The organism is Streptomyces violaceus, assembly GCF_036014075.1.
In the GTDB taxonomy this organism is placed as follows: Bacteria; Actinomycetota; Actinomycetes; order Streptomycetales; family Streptomycetaceae; genus Streptomyces; species Streptomyces violaceus.
On the sequence record NZ_CP107911.1, the window covers coordinates 4,915,686 to 4,930,978 of the forward strand.

A 15,293-nucleotide genomic window follows, 5' to 3' on the forward strand; every position below is an offset into this window, starting at 1 on the left:
GCGTATCTCGCGGGCGGTATGTCGTACCTGTGTGCGAGCATCTCGCCAACGACCACTGATCCAGGGGGGATTGCCATGTCGAGTACCGACGCGTGTCCGAGACCGAGATCGCGCGCGAGACGGGGGCGGGCCGTCGCGTCCGCCGTCGCCGTCTCGCTGTTCGCCTCGCTGCTGAGCCTGACGGGGGCGGGGACCGCGGTGGGGGCCGCGGCCGGAGTCGCCAGGGCCGCCGAACCGGAGTGTGCGCCGCTCGCGCTCGCGCCGTTCGGGGACCCGGGGGACGCCGTAGGCCGGGCGACCGTCCCGGCGCAGAGCAGTGCCTGCTTCACCGTGACCGCCGGCTCGGCCGGTCCTCACCTGGTCACCCTGGAGGACAGCGGCAACAACGCCTACGCGGAGCTGTACGACGCCGACGGCGCCCAAGTCGACTGCTACGCCGACGAGCCCCGCACCGAGGGCTGGTGCCAGGTGCCCGCGGCAGGTACGTACACCCTCAAGGTCGTCAACAGTGGCTGGGTGGACGACGAGAAGACCGAACTGACCGTCGTCCCGCTCGGCTCGGGCACCCGCGGCTGCGCCGAGCCCGTCGGCACCGGCTGGGACACGCCGGCCGTGATCCGGAGCGCGGCGAGCCCGCTGGCCGTGGACTGCCAGGCCTTCGAGGCCCGGCCCGGTGAGCGGATCAGGCTGAAGCTGGAGCGGAAGGTGTACGGCGAGTCGGTCGCCTGGATCACCGACGAGACCGGTGCCCGGGTCTGCGAACGTTTCCCGGAGGACGGCGAGGACAGCTGTGTGCTGCCCGGCGACGGCCCCTACCGGGTGCTGTCGAACGTCTCCCGCTCGGAGGGCGGCTTCCCCGCCGCCTACGCGCTCCAGGTACGTCGGCTGAACGACCCGCAGGGCTGCACGACCGCCTCCGTACTGCCGTACGGGCCTCTGAAGCCGCAAGACTTCCGCACCGACCTCTGTTACACCTTCACCGCCGAGCGGGCCGGGCCGTACACCGTGCACGCCGTGGACGAGGACCGGTCGGCCGGAGTGGTCCGGGTCTACGACATCGATGGGCGAACCAGGTGTGACTCCGGCACCGACCCGTGCCGGATCCGCGAGGCGGGCACCTACACCGCCGTCCTGGACCGCTACCCCTTCGAGGCCTCCCGGGACCGGCTGGTCGTGTTCGACCGGGCCTCCGACGCCGGCTGCGAGGAGATCGGGACCGGCCTGTACAAGGGCGAGCTGAGCACGGCCGGGCAGTACGACTGCCTGACGCTGCCCGTGCCGAAGGGCGCCCGGATCGCCGCGCTCACCGCGAACTCCTCGGCCGGGCTGACCCCCGAGGTGGAGGTCCTGGACCGCGCGGGCACCCCGCAGTGCTCCAGTGAGGCGCTCCGGGACGGAGACTGCGCGCTGACCGGTGAGGCACCGTTCCGCGCGCTGGTGCACACCGAGGACAGCGGCGACACGGCCACCGGCCCCTACACGGTCGCCTTCCACCGCACCGACGCCGCCGAGGGCTGCGCCGCCCTGCCCGCGGGCAGTTTCGCCCCGGGCGGCGCGAAGGCCACGCTGACCACGGGCGGCGGCGTCTTCTCGCACTGCCTGGGCATCCCGGCCGACGCGCACTCGAACGCGGAGCTGCTCCAGCTGGCCGCGACCTCGGGGACGGCTCCGGCCGGCTTCTCGGTGCTGGACTCCGACGGCAAGCGCGTCTGCGACCGTTACGCCACCACCGACGGCTGGACGGTCTGCTCGCTGACCCCGGGCAAGGCCCACACCGTGCTGGTGACCGGCCGGGACGAGGCCGCGACGTACAGCCTGACCCGGCGTGACGTCACGGCCGGAGCCTCCGCCTCGGGCTGTGCGACGACCGCCGCGGTGAAGGTCGGCGGCGCGTCCCTGAAGAGCGCGTACGCGGCGCCGGGCACCATCAACTGCCACCAGGTGACCACCGGCGCGACGACCGACGTCGTACACGTCGACGTGCGGGACGCGCTCGGTACCGCCAACAGCGCGGTGGTCGCCGGGGACGGCCGCGTGGAGTGCTCCTTCCGCAACACGTCCTGCGCGGTGAGCGGTTCGACCACCCACCAGGTTCTCGTGCAGACGCCGGCCCGTCTCAAGGCGGCGCCCGAGTACCGCCTTGACCGCCTACGGATCGCGACCGCCGACGGACCGGCCCCGGAGTGCGTGAGGGTGCCGTCCGTGGCCTTCGGATACGGGCCGGTCACCGGCACGCTGGACGAGTCGCGGACCGCCGTGTGCGCGGCGCTGCCCACCGCGGGATTCGACCGGTTCGACACCGACATCAAGGACACGGAGGGCGCCGACGTCAAGGCGGTACCCGTGCTGTACGACGTTTCCACCTGGAGGAACGGCTGCACGCGCTTCCTCCCGGAGGGCTACGACTGCGCCGTGCACGGCTCGTCCTCCGCGAGCACGCCGTCGCTGTTCCTGCTCGGCCTGCCGGAGAAGGCGTCGAGCACGGCCTACAGCGCCGAACTCATCTGCTCGTCCGCGCTGTGCGGCACGGAGAAGACGGGCGTCACCGCCGTTGGTCCCGGCACGGGCGCCACCGGCGGCAAGGTGAAGCTCACGGTCACCGGCACGGCGCTCGGGAAGGACGTCACGGTCCGGCTGAGCCAGGCCGGCAAGACGATCACGGCGGAGGCGGACTCGGTCGCCGCGGACAACCGGACGGTGACCGCGACCGTGGACCTGACGGGCGCGGCGACCGGCACCTGGAACGTCAGCGTGATCACGCGCGGCTCGGAGTACCAGCGCGGCACCTTCACCGTGACGCCCCGGCCCGGGCTGCGGAACACAGCGGCACCGAAGGTGACCGGCACGCCCAAGGTGGGCGCCGAGGTCACCGCCGCGCCGGGCACCTGGTCGGCGGCGCCGACGTCGTACACGTACCAGTGGAAGGCGGACGGGGCCGCGATCGGCGGCGCTACGGCGTCGGCGTACCGGATCCCCGCGGCGCAGGCCGGCAAGAAAATCAGCGTGACCGTCACGGCGGTCAGGAGCGGCTGGCAGAGCGGGTCGGCGTCCTCGCCGTCGGTGACCGTGGCCAAGGGCGACGCGCCCAAGGCGACCAAGCCACCGTTGATCAGCGGGACGGCCAAGGCCGGCAAGACGCTGAAGTCGTCGACCGGGACGTGGAGCCCGGCCGCGTCCTCCTGGTCTTACCAGTGGTACGCCAACGGCAAGGCGATCAGCGGGGCGACGAAGTCCTCCCTCGTGCTGAAGGCGGCGCAGGCCGGCAAGAAGATCACCGTGAAGGTGATGGCTCACCGCGCGGGGCACAAGGACGGGTCGGCGGTGAGCAAGGCGACGAAGGCGGTCGCCCGCTGATCCGCCAGTGGCAAACCCTCTTTGTGGAGGGGAGCAGACGCTTGTGACACAGGCGCTTGTGACGAGGAGGGCCCCGTGGTGCGCGGGGCCCTCCTCGGTGTCGTGTCAGGGTTCCAGGACCACCTTTCCCGTCGTGCCCCGGGTCTCCAGTGCCCGGTGCGCGGCCGCGGCCTCGCGGAGCGGGAAGCGCTGTACGGCCGGGGTGAGCCGGCCGGCGGCGGCCTCGGTGAGGGCGCGCAGTTCGAGAGTGCGCAGGGGGTCGGGGCCGCCGGCCTTCCCCAGCATCGAGGGGCCGAGGACCTGCTCGGAGACGCCGTCGACGAGGCAGGGCTCGCCGTCGAGGATGCCCTGGCCGGACCAGCCGAAGACGATGTGCCTGCCGCCGGGGCCGAGGAGCGCGACGGCTTCGCGGGCCACGTCGCCGCCGACGCCGTCGAAGACGACGGTCACCGTCCGGCCGCCGAGGTGGGCTCTGACCTTCGCGGGCCAGGCCGGGTCCCGGTAGTCGACGGCGAGATCGGCACCGTTCGCCTGCACGCGGGCGACCTTCTCCGGCCCGCCCGCCAGGCCGATGACGGTCGCCCCGGCGTTCTTGGCGTACTGCACGAGAAGGGTGCCGATGCCTCCGGCGGCGGCCGGGACGACGGCCACCGAGCCGGGGCCGAGGTCGGCGAACTGGAGGATTCCCATCGCCGTACGGCCCGTGCCGATCATGGCGACGGCCTCGGCGAAGTCGAGGTTCCGCGGGATCTCGTGCAGGCGTTCGGCCTCGGTGACGGCCAGTTCGGCGTAGCCCCCGGGGACGAAGCCGAGGTGGGCGACGACCCGCTTGCCGAGCCATCCGTCCGCGACGCCCTCGCCCAGCGACTCGACGACTCCGGCGACCTCGCGGCCGGGGATGGTCGGCAGGGGCGTCTGCTCGGCCGACGGTCCTCCCCGCATGCCCTCGCGCAGGGCGGCGTCCAGGAGGTGGACGCCCGCCGCCCGTACGGCGATACGGACCTGGCCGGGGCCCGGCACGGGGTCCTCGATCTGCTCGTGGGCGAGGTTCTCGGCCGGGCCGAAGGCGTGCAGGCGGATGGCGTGCATGGGAGCTCCTCGTGGGTCGCCGGGTGGGCGCCGGCAGGGCGCCGGATGAACCCCAGCCTTCAACCTCAAGCTTGCTTGAGGTCAAGCTCCCGGCGGCCGAGGGCCAGGGACACCGCGGTCAGGGCGCTGTTGAAGGAGACCTCCGACAGCACCCCGGGGCCGCGACCTGGTCGCCGGCCAGGTAGACACCGTCGCCCCGGTCCACGGCGGGCCGGTCACGCCAGCTGGTGCCGGGCAGGTCGACCGCGCCCGTACGGCCGGCCGCGACGGAATCGCGCCGCCAGGTGACCCGCTCGCGCCAGCCCGGGAACCCCAGGTCGAGCAGCTGCTCGGCGCGGGCGGTGCCGTCGGCCTTGGACTCGTGCGGGGCGAGGGGGATCTGCCCCTGGATGAGCTGCTCGCCGGCCGGGGCCAGGCCGCGGTCCTGGGCGGTGAACCGTTCGAGCCAGCCGGGCGCGTCCAGGTCGGAGACCGCGAAGGCGTCTCCGCGCCGTGTGCGCACGGCCAGGTCGACGAGGGTGGTACGGCCGCTCGGCCAGGTCAGGGAGCCGTCGCCGAGCAGACGCCGGGCGGCGTCGAGGGTGGTCGCGACGATCACCGGTGTGTCGGTGGGGAGCGTGTCGACACGGGACAGCGTCTCCATCCGGACGCCCAGGTTCCAGGCCCGGGCGGCCATCCGGTCGATGAGGCCGGCCCAGCCGCCGCGCGGGTACTGGGCCTCGGGCGGCAGCTTGGTGGCCCGGCGCAGGCGCTCCAGCACGAACGCGGCCGACAGGGAGCCGGGGTCGTGGTGGAAGAGGGCGACGGCGGAGTAGTGGGCGGCGGCCCGGGCACCCTCCTCGCCCGCGATGCCGGTCGCCCAGGTCAGGAAGTCGACGTCCACGGGCGCCTGCCGGGCGGACCGGCGCAGCAGCTTCAGCATCGGGAAGGGCGGGGTGCGGCGCAGCACGCCGTGGTGCCGCAACCGCAGCCGGGCGCCCTCCAGGGGCGGGATCGGGGCGAGCGGGCCGATGAGGTCGCGCTGCTTCAGCCAGGCCCAGTGCGGGCCACCGCTGTAGAGGGCGTGCGGACCCTCGTTCGTACGGTACGGGCCCTCAGCGGTGCGGGCCCGGCCGCCGAGGGTGTGGTGGGCTTCGTGGAGGGTGACCTTGACGCCCGCCTCGGCGGCGGTGATGGCTGCGGTCAGTCCGGCGAAGCCGCCGCCGATGACGGTGATGCGGTGCATGGCTGGGATCTCCCTGAGGCCTGAGGTCGGAATCGCCTTCGGGATTACGACCGTTCGCGGGGGCCGGAGTGTGACATGCCCGGTGTTCGCGCAGGTCAGGGGGCGTTGTCAGTGGTGGGGTGCAGCATGGGGAGATGGCGAGGAGAGCGGCGGGCGGTACGGGTGTGAAGGGCGCGCGGCGACCGGAGGTGCGGCTGCCGGTGCTGGAGCCGTACGAGGGCGGTGAGCTGGAGCCGGACGGGGACTACGACGGTCTGGAGTTCCGGGACGCGGATCTCACCGGGCAGGACGGGGCGGGGGCCCGATTCATGGACTGTGCGCTGACGGGGTGCGCGCTGGACGAGACCCGGCTGCGGCACGCCCGGGTCCTGGACTCGGCCCTCACCGGTGTCCGGGGCGTCGGCACCGACCTCGCCGAGGCGACCCTGCGGGACGTGGAGCTGACCGACGCCCGCCTCGGAGGACCGCAGTTGCACGGGGCGGTGCTGGAGCGGGTGCTGATCCGCGGCGGCAAGATCGACTATCTGAATCTGCGCACGGCCCGGCTCAGAGACGTCGTCTTCGAGGGCTGCGTCCTCGTCGAGCCGGACTTCGGGGGCGCCCGCCTGGAGCGGGTGGAGTTCGTGGACTGCGCCCTGAAGGGCGTCGACCTGCACGCGGCGACCCTCACGGACGTCGACCTGCGCGGGGCCGCGTCGCTGGAGATCAGCCGGGGTCTCGACCGGCTGTCGGGGGCGGTGATCAGTACGGCGCAACTGCTGGATCTGGCACCGGTGCTGGCGGTGGAGTGGGGGATCAGGGTGGAGGGCTGATCGCCGCCCGCTCATATCCCGTACCAGCCCCCTGACCCCGCCCGCTCCGGACAGTCGTAGGACTGGTGCAGTCCTATGAGGGCATTGACCAGACGGGGGTCCAGGTCGTGCCTCAGTTGCTGGTAGTCCTCGGCCACCGCGCGGAAGACGAGGTGGGCGCGGTAGGAGCCGTCCCGCCAGGTGATGCGCCGCGGCGGACGGGGAGCGTCGTCGGCTTCCGCCATCAAGACCCAGATCAGGAACAGCAGTTGGACCGGCAGTCCGAACGACCACCACAGCAGCCAGCTCCACAGACGCCCCTGATACCCCTGGAGGACCGGCCCCGCGGCCGGTTCCACGGTCCAGCGCTTGCGGCCCCACCGGAAGGCCCGGCGGCGCCGCAGGGTGATCCGCCCGAGCGGGGCGCCGTACGGATCCAGGACGTGGTACACCGCCGGGCGTCCGCTCAGCCGTGTGCCCAGGGGCTGCTCCGTGACCACGCGGGCGACCGGTGTGCCGTCCTCGGCCCGCAGATGAAAGGCCCGCAGCGAGCGGAGCCGGTCCAGAGCGGGACTGTCGGGGTCACGGCAGAGTCGGGCGGACGTGCCCTGCGGCGCTCCCTCGCCGCTGACGACGGCTGGTGGGTCCACCCTGTAGTTCAGGCCGTAGGTCACTCGCCCTTGGGTCATGCGCCCGCTTCTCCCCGTGTCCGCTGCCGTTCGACGGCGATTGCCGTTCGAAGGGCGATTGCTGTTCGAAGGGCGATCGTTTCAGCTCGGTGGCGGACCGTCGTCAGGAGACCCGGGGAAAGCGGGCCTGGAGGGTCCAGATCGCCGGGTTCTCGGCGAGGTCGTCGTGCAGATCGATGAGGTCGGCGATCAGGTCGTGCAGGAAGTCCCGGGCCTCGCGGCGCAGTTCGGTGTGGGAGACGGTGAGCGGGGGCTCCTCCGCGCGCATCCAGTCGGCCTCGACGTCCACCCAGCCGAAGCGGCGCTCGAACAGCATCCGGTCGGTCGACTCGGTGAAGTCCAGCTCCGCCCGCTGCGGCCGGGACGCCCGCGAGCCCGCCGGGTCCCGGTCGATCCGCTCCACGATGTCGCACAGCGCCCACGCGAAGTCGAGCACCGGCACCCATCCCCAGGCTGTGGACACCTCGTGGTCCGTCTTGGTGTCCGCCAGATAGACGTCACCGCAGAACAGGTCGTGCCGCAGGGCGCGGACGTCCGCGCGGCGGTAGTCGGTCTGCGGCGGGTCGGGGAAGCGGTTGGAGAGGGCGTAGCCGATGTCGAGCACGGAGGTGATGGTGTCATGGGCCCCTAGGATCGAGATCGTGGCCCGGTCCGTACGTCTTGTCCCCGCCCTGCTCGTCTGCGCTCTCGCCCTCACGGCCTGCGGCGGGGTCCACGGCACCCCGGGCGGCTCCGGCGTACGCGACCCGTACTTCCCGAAGGCCGGCAACGGCGGCTACGACGTCACCCACTACGGCCTGCGCCTCGCCTACGACCCGGACGCCCACCACCTCACGGGCACGGCCACGCTCACCGCGCGGGCGACCCAGGACCTCTCCGCCTTCAACCTCGACCTGATCGGCCTGGACGTCGGCAAGGTCACCGTCGGCGGTGAGACGGCGCGCTGGAACCGCGCCGGGCAGGAGCTCACCGTCCGGCCGCGCAAGGATCTCGGCCAGGGCGAGACGTTCCGCGTCACCGTCCGCTACTCCGGGGCGCCCGAGACCGTCACCGACCCGGACGGCTCCCAGGAGGGCTGGCTGCGCACCACGGACGGGGTGCTCGCGCTGGGCGAGCCGACGGGGTCGATGGCGTGGTTCCCCGGCAACCACCACCCGTCCGACAAGGCGTCGTACGACCTCACGGTGACCGTGCCGCGGGGGCTCCGGGCGGTCTCCAACGGGGAGTTGCGCCACGTCACGACCGCGAAGGGCGGCCGTACGGCGTTCAGCTGGCACTCCGCCGAGCCCATGGCGAGCTACCTCGCCACGCTCGCGATCGGCCGCTACGACATCACCCGCTCCACCGCCCGGGACGGTCTGCCGGTGTACACGGCCGTCGACCCGGCGGAGAAGGATACGAGCCGCGCGGTGCTCGCGCGCATCCCCGAGATCCTGCGCTGGGCGGAGCGGCGGTTCGGCCCCTACCCCTTCTCCTCCACCGGCGCGATCGTCGACCGCGCGGCCGAGGTCGGCTACGCCCTGGAGACCCAGACGCGCCCCGTCTTCCCCGGCGCACCCGGCATGACTCTCCTCGTGCACGAACTCGCCCACCAGTGGTACGGCGACTCCGTCACACCGGAGAGCTGGCGCGACATGTGGCTCAACGAGGGCTTCACGACGTACGCGGAATGGCTGTGGCGGGAGGACCACGGCGGGGAGAGCGCGCAGGAGTCCTTCGACGCGCTGTACGAGAACGGGGAGAAGACCTACAAGGACCTCTGGGCGTTCCCGCCCGCGAAGCCCGCGGATGCCGCGAACATCTCCGGCGACCCCGTCTACCAGCGCGGCGCGATGGTCCTCCACAAGATCCGCCAGGCCGTGGGCGACGAACGGTTCTTCGCCATCCTGCGGGGATGGGCGACGGAGCATCGCCATGGGAACGCGGACACGGCCGAGTTCACGACGTACGTCGAGGAGCAGGCGCCCGGGGAGGACTTCGACGGGATCTGGGAGGACTGGCTGTACGGGGAGGGGAAGCCGGAGCGGGCCTGAGGGGGGTGGTGCTACGGCGTGGTCAGATCCTTGCGCAGGACTGCGCACGGGCGTTTCAGTCGCACGTCCTCGCGGTGGTCGATGACCTCGTAGTCGAGAGCCGTCCAGAAGGCGAGAGCCCTCGGGTTGTCGGCCAGGACGGCGAGACGTACGGCCGTGCGGTCCGCTGCCCGGAAGCGGTCCTCCACGAGGGAGGCTAGGCGGCGGCCGTGGCCCTGGCCGTGCAGGCTCGCGTCCACCATCAGCAGGCCGATCCAGGGATCCGGGTCGGAGGGGTCGGGGTGGTGGGCGAGGGTGATCGCGATACCGATCAGACGACCGAAGCTGCGGGCGAGCAGCACGTCGACGCCCGGAAGGGCCCATTCCTCGGCCAGGGCGGCCGCGACCTGTTCCCGGCGGATGTCGTGCGGGTCGGGGAAGTCGCCGCTGAGGGTGTGGAACTCGTGGTTGGAGGCGTAGAGGGCGGTGAGTTCGGTGAGCAGGGGGGCGGGGACGGATGGTCCGGGGGACGGTGGGAGCAGGGGTTCGAGGATCACCCCCGGAACGTAGCGCGGGTGGCTCGGTCGTCGTGGGGACTCCGCCCCGGGAAAGGGCGGAGCCCCCGGCCTCTTCCAAGGCTCGGGGGCTCCGCCGTCACAGCGAGCGGGACGTCCGTCAGACGTTCACACCGAAGTCCTGGGCGATGCCGACCAGGCCCGAGGCGTAGCCCTGGCCGACCGCGCGGAACTTCCACTCCGCGCCGTTGCGGTACAGCTCGCCGAAGACCATGGCCGTCTCCGTGGCCGCGTCCTCCGACAGGTCGTAGCGGGCGATCTCGGCGCCGCCGGCCTGGTTGACGATGCGGATGTAGGCGTTGCGGACCTGGCCGAAGTTCTGCGAGCGGTTCTCGGCGTCGTAGATGGACACCGGGAAGACGATCTTGTCGATGTCGGCCGGGAGGCCGGCGAGGTTGACGTTGATCGCCTCGTCGTCGCCGGCGCCCTCACCCGTGCGGTTGTCACCGGTGTGGACGATCGTGTTGTCCGGGGTCTGCTTGTTGTTGAAGAACACGAAGTGCGCGTCCGAGTAGACCTTGCCCTGCGTGCTGACCGCGATCGCGGAGGCGTCGAGGTCGAAGTCCGTGCCGGTGGTGGTGCGGACGTCCCAGCCGAGGCCCACGGTGACGTCGGTCAGGCCCGGAGCCTCCTTGGTGAGCGAGACGTTGCCACCCTTGGACAGGCTTACAGCCATTGTTGGGAGTCCCTTCCCTCGTTTATGTACGGCAGTACGGCAAAGAAGCTACAGCTACCCCCTGAACGTCGAGAGGGGTACGCGAGGTTCCAGGTCCTTTACTTTCTTTACTCGCGGTTATTGGGATGACGTGGACCGAACAGGAGAGGGAACATGTACGGCATGCCTGGTCCTCACGTCATCCGCGGCTCCGTCTCCCTGCCCGAGGCCGAGCTCCTGTGGCGTTTCTCGCGGTCCTCGGGGCCCGGCGGACAGCACGTCAACACCAGTGACTCGAAAGTCGAGCTCAGCTTCGACCTGGCGAAGACCGAGGCGCTGCCCGAGGTGTGGAAGCAGCGGGCGCTGGAGCGGCTGGCCGGGCGCCTGGTCGACGGAGTCGTCACCGTACGGTCCTCCGAGCACCGCTCCCAGTGGCGCAACCGCGAGTCCGCCGCCGTACGCCTCGCCGCCCTCCTGGCCGAGGCCACCGCACCCCCGCCCAAGCCCCGCAAGGCGACCCGGATTCCCCGGGGTATCAACGAGCGGCGGCTGCGCGAGAAGAAGCAGCGTTCGGAGACGAAGCGGGGGCGTTCCGAGCGGAACTGGAACTAGGCGAGCTCCAGCACGCCTACCGTCTGACCCCCGCTCGTCTCCCCGTTCGGGCGGAAGCCGAGCCCCAGGTAGAAGCCCTCAGGGCCGTTCGGCCCCGGGTGCCACGTGACGTAGAGCTGCTTGGTGCCGCGTCGGCGCAGCTCGGCGGCGACGGACTCGACGGCGAAACGGCCGTACCCCCGCCCCTGCTCCCCGGTCGCGATGTTCAGCCGCCACAGACCCGAGCGCAGCACGCTGCCGTCCTCGTACCAGTCGATGTCGAGGAAGGCCATGAGGAAGCCGACCGGGCGGTCGCCGTCGACGATCAGACGGGGCCAGGCGACGCCGGGATGGACATACGCCTCGGCGAGCGACTTCACGACCGGGGCGACCGCGTGTTCCTGGTCGGGGCGGACGCGGATGCCGAGGGCGGCATCGAGGTTCCCAGGGGTGATCTCTTCGAGACGAAGGCCCGTCGTTGTCATGCGCGCACCCTAGGGTCGCCGATCATCCCCGGGCCACCGGGTTTCCGCCTCACCCCAACTGCCGGTACCGCCCCCGGAAGTACGTCAGCGGCCCGCCCTCCGCGCTCGGTACGCGGGCGGTCAGGACGCGGCCGATGACCAGTGTGTGGTCGCCTGCCGCGACACGCTGCTCGGTGCGGCACTCCAGGACGGCCAGGGCGCCGCCCACCAGGGGTGCCCCGGTGTACTCGCCGCGCGTGTACGGGATGTCGGCGAACAGCAGCCGGTCGCTGACCCGGCCCTTCATGGCGAACCGGCCCGCGATGTGCCGCTGGCTCTCGGACAGGACGGAGACCGCCCACTGGGGCTGCTCGTCGAGCAGGTCGTCCATGCGGGAGCCCTCGCGCAGGCTCACCAGCACCATGGGCGGGTCCAGGGACACCGACATGAAGGCCGTGGCCGTCATGCCCACGTCCTCGACGTCCGGCGCCGAGGGGTCGTCCGGGTCGAGCGATGCCTCCTGCGCGGTCACCAGGACCACACCCGAGGCCAGCCGGGACATGGCGGCGCGGAACTCGTCGTTGCTCACCCCCTCAGCATGCCCGGAGGCGGGCGACGGAATGATCGGGGACGTGGCAGGGGGAGTGTTCGGCACACCCGAAACGCTAATCTCCGCGCCGCGCGCCGCGCATCGGGCCTCCGCCCGATCACGGTCTTAGGTCTCCCGACGGACGCCTCGCCGGCCGCCGATGGGCTTCTTCACTGCCGGGCGGGCCCGTTGGGGCCGGAGACGGCACCGAGCTGGGCCAGGCCGTCGAGGATGTCGGTGCAGGTCCAGTACTCGACGAACCTGCCGTCGGCGACGCGCAGGATGTCGTGGCCGCTGAAGGAGATCTTCGTGCCGGTGGGGGCGGTGGCGTGCGGGATACCGCCGGTGTAGGTGGCGTGCATGGTCCAGCGCGCGGCGATCAGGTCGCCGTCGACGATCGGGCCGAGGTCGACGGTGATGGTGATGTCGCCGAAGGCGGCCATGGTCTGCTCGATCTCGGGCAGCAGCCGTGCCGGGCCGGTGACCGCCTCGGAGTCGCTGCCGTCGGGGCGTGCCTGGTGGACGAGGAAGCCGGGGTTGAGGATGTCCTCGGCGTGACTGAAGTCGCCGCGCCACATCTGGCTCCAGCGGTCGTAGAGGGCGCGCAGTTGATCGGGGGAGTGCGTGGTCATGGTTCTCCTGTGTGGGGCGTAAGTCGTGAGCCGTAGGTCGTGAGTCGTGGGGCGGGGCTAGAATCTCCTGCACGACACATAATCTGCGTGACGCAGATATAAGTACAGGGGTTTTCTCATGTCAGACCGGACCCGCGCGGAGACCGTCGCGGCGGTCACCGCGGCAGCCCGGCGCCATCACGCCGCCTACACCCTGTTCAACCAGGCCATGGCCGAACGGCTGGGCCTGCACCCCACCGATCTGCAGTGCGTGAGCCTGCTCGGCCTGGAGTCCGGCCCGCATACGACCGGGGAGATCGCGAAGCTGACGGGCCTGACCTCCGGGTCGGCCACCCGCCTGGTGGACCGGCTGGAGAAGGCCGGACTGGTCGAACGCCGCCCCGACATCCACGACCGGCGCAAGATGCTCGTCTCCCTGGCCGCCCGGCGCAGCCCCGAGATCGAAGCCGCCTGGGAAATCCCCGGCAGGGCCTTCGGTGAGGCGCTGGGGGAATTCACCGATGAAGAACTCGGCGTGATCGAACGCTACCTGCGGTGCCTCACCGACGTCGGCGGCGAACAGGCCGCACGCCTGCGGAAGGGCTGATCAGGGCACTCGCGAGAGGTCCGGAAGCGGAAACGGAGTACAAACCTGTGTGCATCGTGACAAGGTTTCGCTCGGTGGACGCACGGGAGGAACGCAGAAACTCCAGGCAATTGTTCAGCTTTGCCTGTGACTTGAGTCACAAGGGGCAGGAATTGTTGACCCTGTGTACCGAGTGAGCAGCGCGCTGTGATTCAGTGGCGGGGAAGCTGCCAGGACGATACCGCCGATGAGAACCCTTGATTCGCTGCGAGGTCTCGGGGGGAGGGCGAGCATGGAGACCGAGTCGGAGCCCTACGTCCGTCTTGCGTCCCTGCGACAACTGCACCAGGTCATGGCCGACATGAACACGGCCCGCAGCCTGGCGGACACACTGCAGACCGTCGCGGAGGGCGTCGTCGCCGCTCTCGGTTACGAGCTGGCGTGCGTGAACCTCGTACGCCCCGACGGCGATCTCGTCGTCGCCGCCTTCGCCGGGAACCCCGCCGCCGAGGCCCTCATCACCGGCCGCGTCGGCTCGCGCGACTCCTGGGACCGCCGCCTCGGCATGGGCGAGCACTGGGGCGACCTGGTGTTCATACCGCACACCGAGGGCTGGGTCCTCGACGACGACGACGTCCCACAGTGGTACACCGACGGCCCCGCGCCCCGCTTCGAGGACGAGTGGCATCCGGCCGACCGGCTCTTCGCGCCCATGTACGCGCCCGGGCCGCAGGGCAACGCGGCGTGCGGCGAGCTGATCGGCGTGCTCTCCGTGGACCGCCCCCGCAACGGCCGCCGCCCCGGCGCCTGGGGCCGCGAGGCGCTCCAGATGTACGCCTTCCAGGCCGCCATCGCGATCAGCAACGCCCGGCTGCGAGCCAACATGCAGCGCGCGCTGGTCCGGCTGGAGCGCGAGCAGCAGGCGCTGCGGGCGAGTGAGGAAAGCTTCAGGCAGGCCTTCGAGTACGCCCCGTCCGGTATGGCCATCGCCGAGATGGGCGGCGACCAGCACGGCCGGATCCTGCGCACGAACGACGCCCTGTGCCGGCTGCTGGGCCGCCCCGCCTCCGCGATGCGCCGCTACTCCTTCTCCGACCTGGTCCACCCCGAGGACATAGGCACCCTGCTGCGGACCTCGGCGGAGGGCGGCCGCGCGGAACTCCGCCTCGGCCGCCGCGACGGCACCTACGTCTGGGTCAGCCTGCGCAACAGCGTGGTCGCGGACGCCGCCGACGGACCCCGCTTCCTCCTCACCCACGTCGAGGACATCGAGGAGCGCAAGCGCCGCGAGCTGCAGCTCGCCCACCGCGCCTCGCACGACTCGCTCACCGGCCTGCCGAACTCCGCCGAGCTGCGCTCCCGCCTGTCGGCCAGGCTGTGCCAGCGCAGCGCGTCCCCGCACGCCATGGCCGAGTCGGTCGACGCGGCCTACGGCCACCCGGCCTTCGACGTCGTCGGCCCCGGCTTCGACTTCCGGCAGGCCGCCGAGCCGTACGACGCCTACGACCACCATGTGCACACCGTCGCCCCGGACGGCGACCACGACGACGGCACGAAGGGCCTGGCCGTCCTCTTCTGTGACCTCGACGGCTTCAAGTCGATCAACGACCGGTTCGGGCACAACGCGGGTGACGCGGTGCTCATCGAGGTCGCGCGGCGGCTGAGCGGCGGCGTCCGCGACGGCGACACGGTCGCCCGGCTCGGGGGTGACGAATTCGTCATCCTCGCCGACGGACTCGGCCGGGCCGACGCGCAGGACCTCGCGGTACGCCTCCGTAACGAGATCATCCAGCCCATCCGCGCCGAGGGGCGGGCCGTCCGGGTGGGCGCCAGCTTCGGCATCGGATGGGCACACTGTGGAATGACGGCGGACGAAGTGTTGAAATCCGCTGACGAGCGGATGTACGTCGAGAAACGATCTCGTCCCAAACAACACAGACGCGCTGGGTGAACCCGAGGTCAGCGAGTGGATGCGGTCTGAGTCACCCGTTTGGGTCACTGGGAGCGGGTAGGCTCGCTCTCTCACGACCCGTACCGCATTGCACCGCACCTGACTGAGGAG

14 protein-coding genes and 1 pseudogene are annotated in these 15,293 nt (G+C 71.5%); 6 read left to right on the top strand and 9 right to left on the bottom strand.

What is annotated here, in order from left to right; translation table 11 throughout:
* Positions 1–75: 75 nt before the first annotated feature.
* Entirely contained in the window at positions 76–3,354 is a 3,279-nt protein-coding gene (locus OG542_RS22240) for a Tat pathway signal protein (RefSeq protein ID WP_328413258.1), read from the top strand.
* A gap of 105 nt (positions 3,355–3,459) precedes the next feature.
* Here the strand turns inward: OG542_RS22240 and OG542_RS22245 are convergent, their stop codons facing one another.
* Both OG542_RS22245 and OG542_RS22250 read right to left on the bottom strand, forming a co-directional pair.
* The gene (locus tag OG542_RS22245; RefSeq protein WP_328413260.1) at positions 3,460–4,443 is read right to left on the bottom strand and encodes a zinc-binding dehydrogenase; all 984 of its coding nucleotides are present in this window, start codon (positions 4,441–4,443) and stop codon (positions 3,460–3,462) included.
* A 65-nt stretch (positions 4,444–4,508) separates the two neighbouring features.
* Positions 4,509–5,668, bottom strand: a pseudogene (locus OG542_RS22250) (FAD-dependent oxidoreductase).
* Positions 5,669–5,802: 134 nt separating this feature from the next.
* Between OG542_RS22250 and OG542_RS22255 the strand changes: the two are divergent.
* Positions 5,803–6,480, top strand: coding sequence for a pentapeptide repeat-containing protein (locus tag OG542_RS22255; RefSeq protein ID WP_184599390.1), 678 nt, complete (start codon positions 5,803–5,805; stop codon positions 6,478–6,480).
* Between the two features lie 11 nt (positions 6,481–6,491).
* Here OG542_RS22255 and OG542_RS22260 read toward each other — a convergent pair whose 3' ends face one another.
* On the bottom strand, positions 6,492–7,148 hold the full coding sequence (locus tag OG542_RS22260; protein ID WP_328413263.1) for a hypothetical protein: 657 nt from the start codon (positions 7,146–7,148) through the stop codon (positions 6,492–6,494).
* A gap of 103 nt (positions 7,149–7,251) precedes the next feature.
* Positions 7,252–7,752 (bottom strand): hypothetical protein, encoded by a 501-nt coding sequence (locus tag OG542_RS22265; RefSeq protein ID WP_311126375.1) that lies wholly within the window; start codon positions 7,750–7,752, stop codon positions 7,252–7,254.
* Between OG542_RS22265 and OG542_RS22270 the strand changes: the two genes are divergently transcribed.
* Positions 7,742–9,181 carry a M1 family metallopeptidase gene (locus OG542_RS22270; protein ID WP_328413266.1) on the top strand — a complete coding sequence of 480 codons (1,440 nt, stop codon included), beginning with the start codon at positions 7,742–7,744 and terminating at the stop codon, positions 9,179–9,181. The two genes, OG542_RS22265 and OG542_RS22270, sit on opposite strands and share 11 nt — an antisense overlap.
* Before the next feature lie 11 nt (positions 9,182–9,192).
* On the opposite strand, the gene OG542_RS22275 is transcribed toward OG542_RS22270, so the two are convergent.
* Positions 9,193–9,717 (bottom strand): GNAT family N-acetyltransferase, encoded by a 525-nt coding sequence (locus tag OG542_RS22275; RefSeq protein WP_328413268.1) that lies wholly within the window; start codon positions 9,715–9,717, stop codon positions 9,193–9,195.
* Positions 9,718–9,835: 118 nt separating this feature from the next.
* Complete coding sequence (locus OG542_RS22280) at positions 9,836–10,411, bottom strand: TerD family protein (protein WP_184599395.1); 576 nt, start codon at positions 10,409–10,411, stop codon at positions 9,836–9,838.
* A 153-nt stretch (positions 10,412–10,564) separates the two neighbouring features.
* Here OG542_RS22280 and arfB point away from each other — a divergent pair, with 153 nt between their 5' ends.
* On the top strand, positions 10,565–11,002 hold the full coding sequence (gene arfB, locus OG542_RS22285) for an alternative ribosome rescue aminoacyl-tRNA hydrolase ArfB (protein ID WP_261681860.1): 438 nt from the start codon (positions 10,565–10,567) through the stop codon (positions 11,000–11,002).
* Here the strand turns inward: arfB and OG542_RS22290 are convergent.
* From OG542_RS22290 to OG542_RS22300, 3 genes are all read right to left on the bottom strand, one after another.
* Entirely contained in the window at positions 10,999–11,466 is a 468-nt protein-coding gene (locus OG542_RS22290) for a GNAT family N-acetyltransferase (protein WP_328413270.1), read from the bottom strand. The genes arfB and OG542_RS22290 overlap by 4 nt on opposite strands.
* Before the next feature lie 49 nt (positions 11,467–11,515).
* The gene (locus tag OG542_RS22295) at positions 11,516–12,100 is read right to left on the bottom strand and encodes a flavin reductase family protein (protein ID WP_328413272.1); all 585 of its coding nucleotides are present in this window, start codon (positions 12,098–12,100) and stop codon (positions 11,516–11,518) included.
* A 104-nt stretch (positions 12,101–12,204) separates the two neighbouring features.
* Positions 12,205–12,666 carry an ester cyclase gene (locus OG542_RS22300; protein WP_328413274.1) on the bottom strand — a complete coding sequence of 154 codons (462 nt, stop codon included), beginning with the start codon at positions 12,664–12,666 and terminating at the stop codon, positions 12,205–12,207.
* 118 nt (positions 12,667–12,784) lie between these two features.
* Between OG542_RS22300 and OG542_RS22305 the strand changes: the two genes are divergently transcribed.
* Both OG542_RS22305 and cdgB read left to right on the top strand, forming a co-directional pair.
* Positions 12,785–13,252: a MarR family winged helix-turn-helix transcriptional regulator gene (locus OG542_RS22305; protein ID WP_193479718.1), complete on the top strand. Its 468-nt coding sequence runs from the start codon at positions 12,785–12,787 to the stop codon at positions 13,250–13,252.
* A gap of 271 nt (positions 13,253–13,523) precedes the next feature.
* Complete coding sequence (gene cdgB, locus OG542_RS22310; protein ID WP_328413276.1) at positions 13,524–15,182, top strand: diguanylate cyclase CdgB; 1,659 nt, start codon at positions 13,524–13,526, stop codon at positions 15,180–15,182.
* Positions 15,183–15,293: the final 111 nt, after the last annotated feature.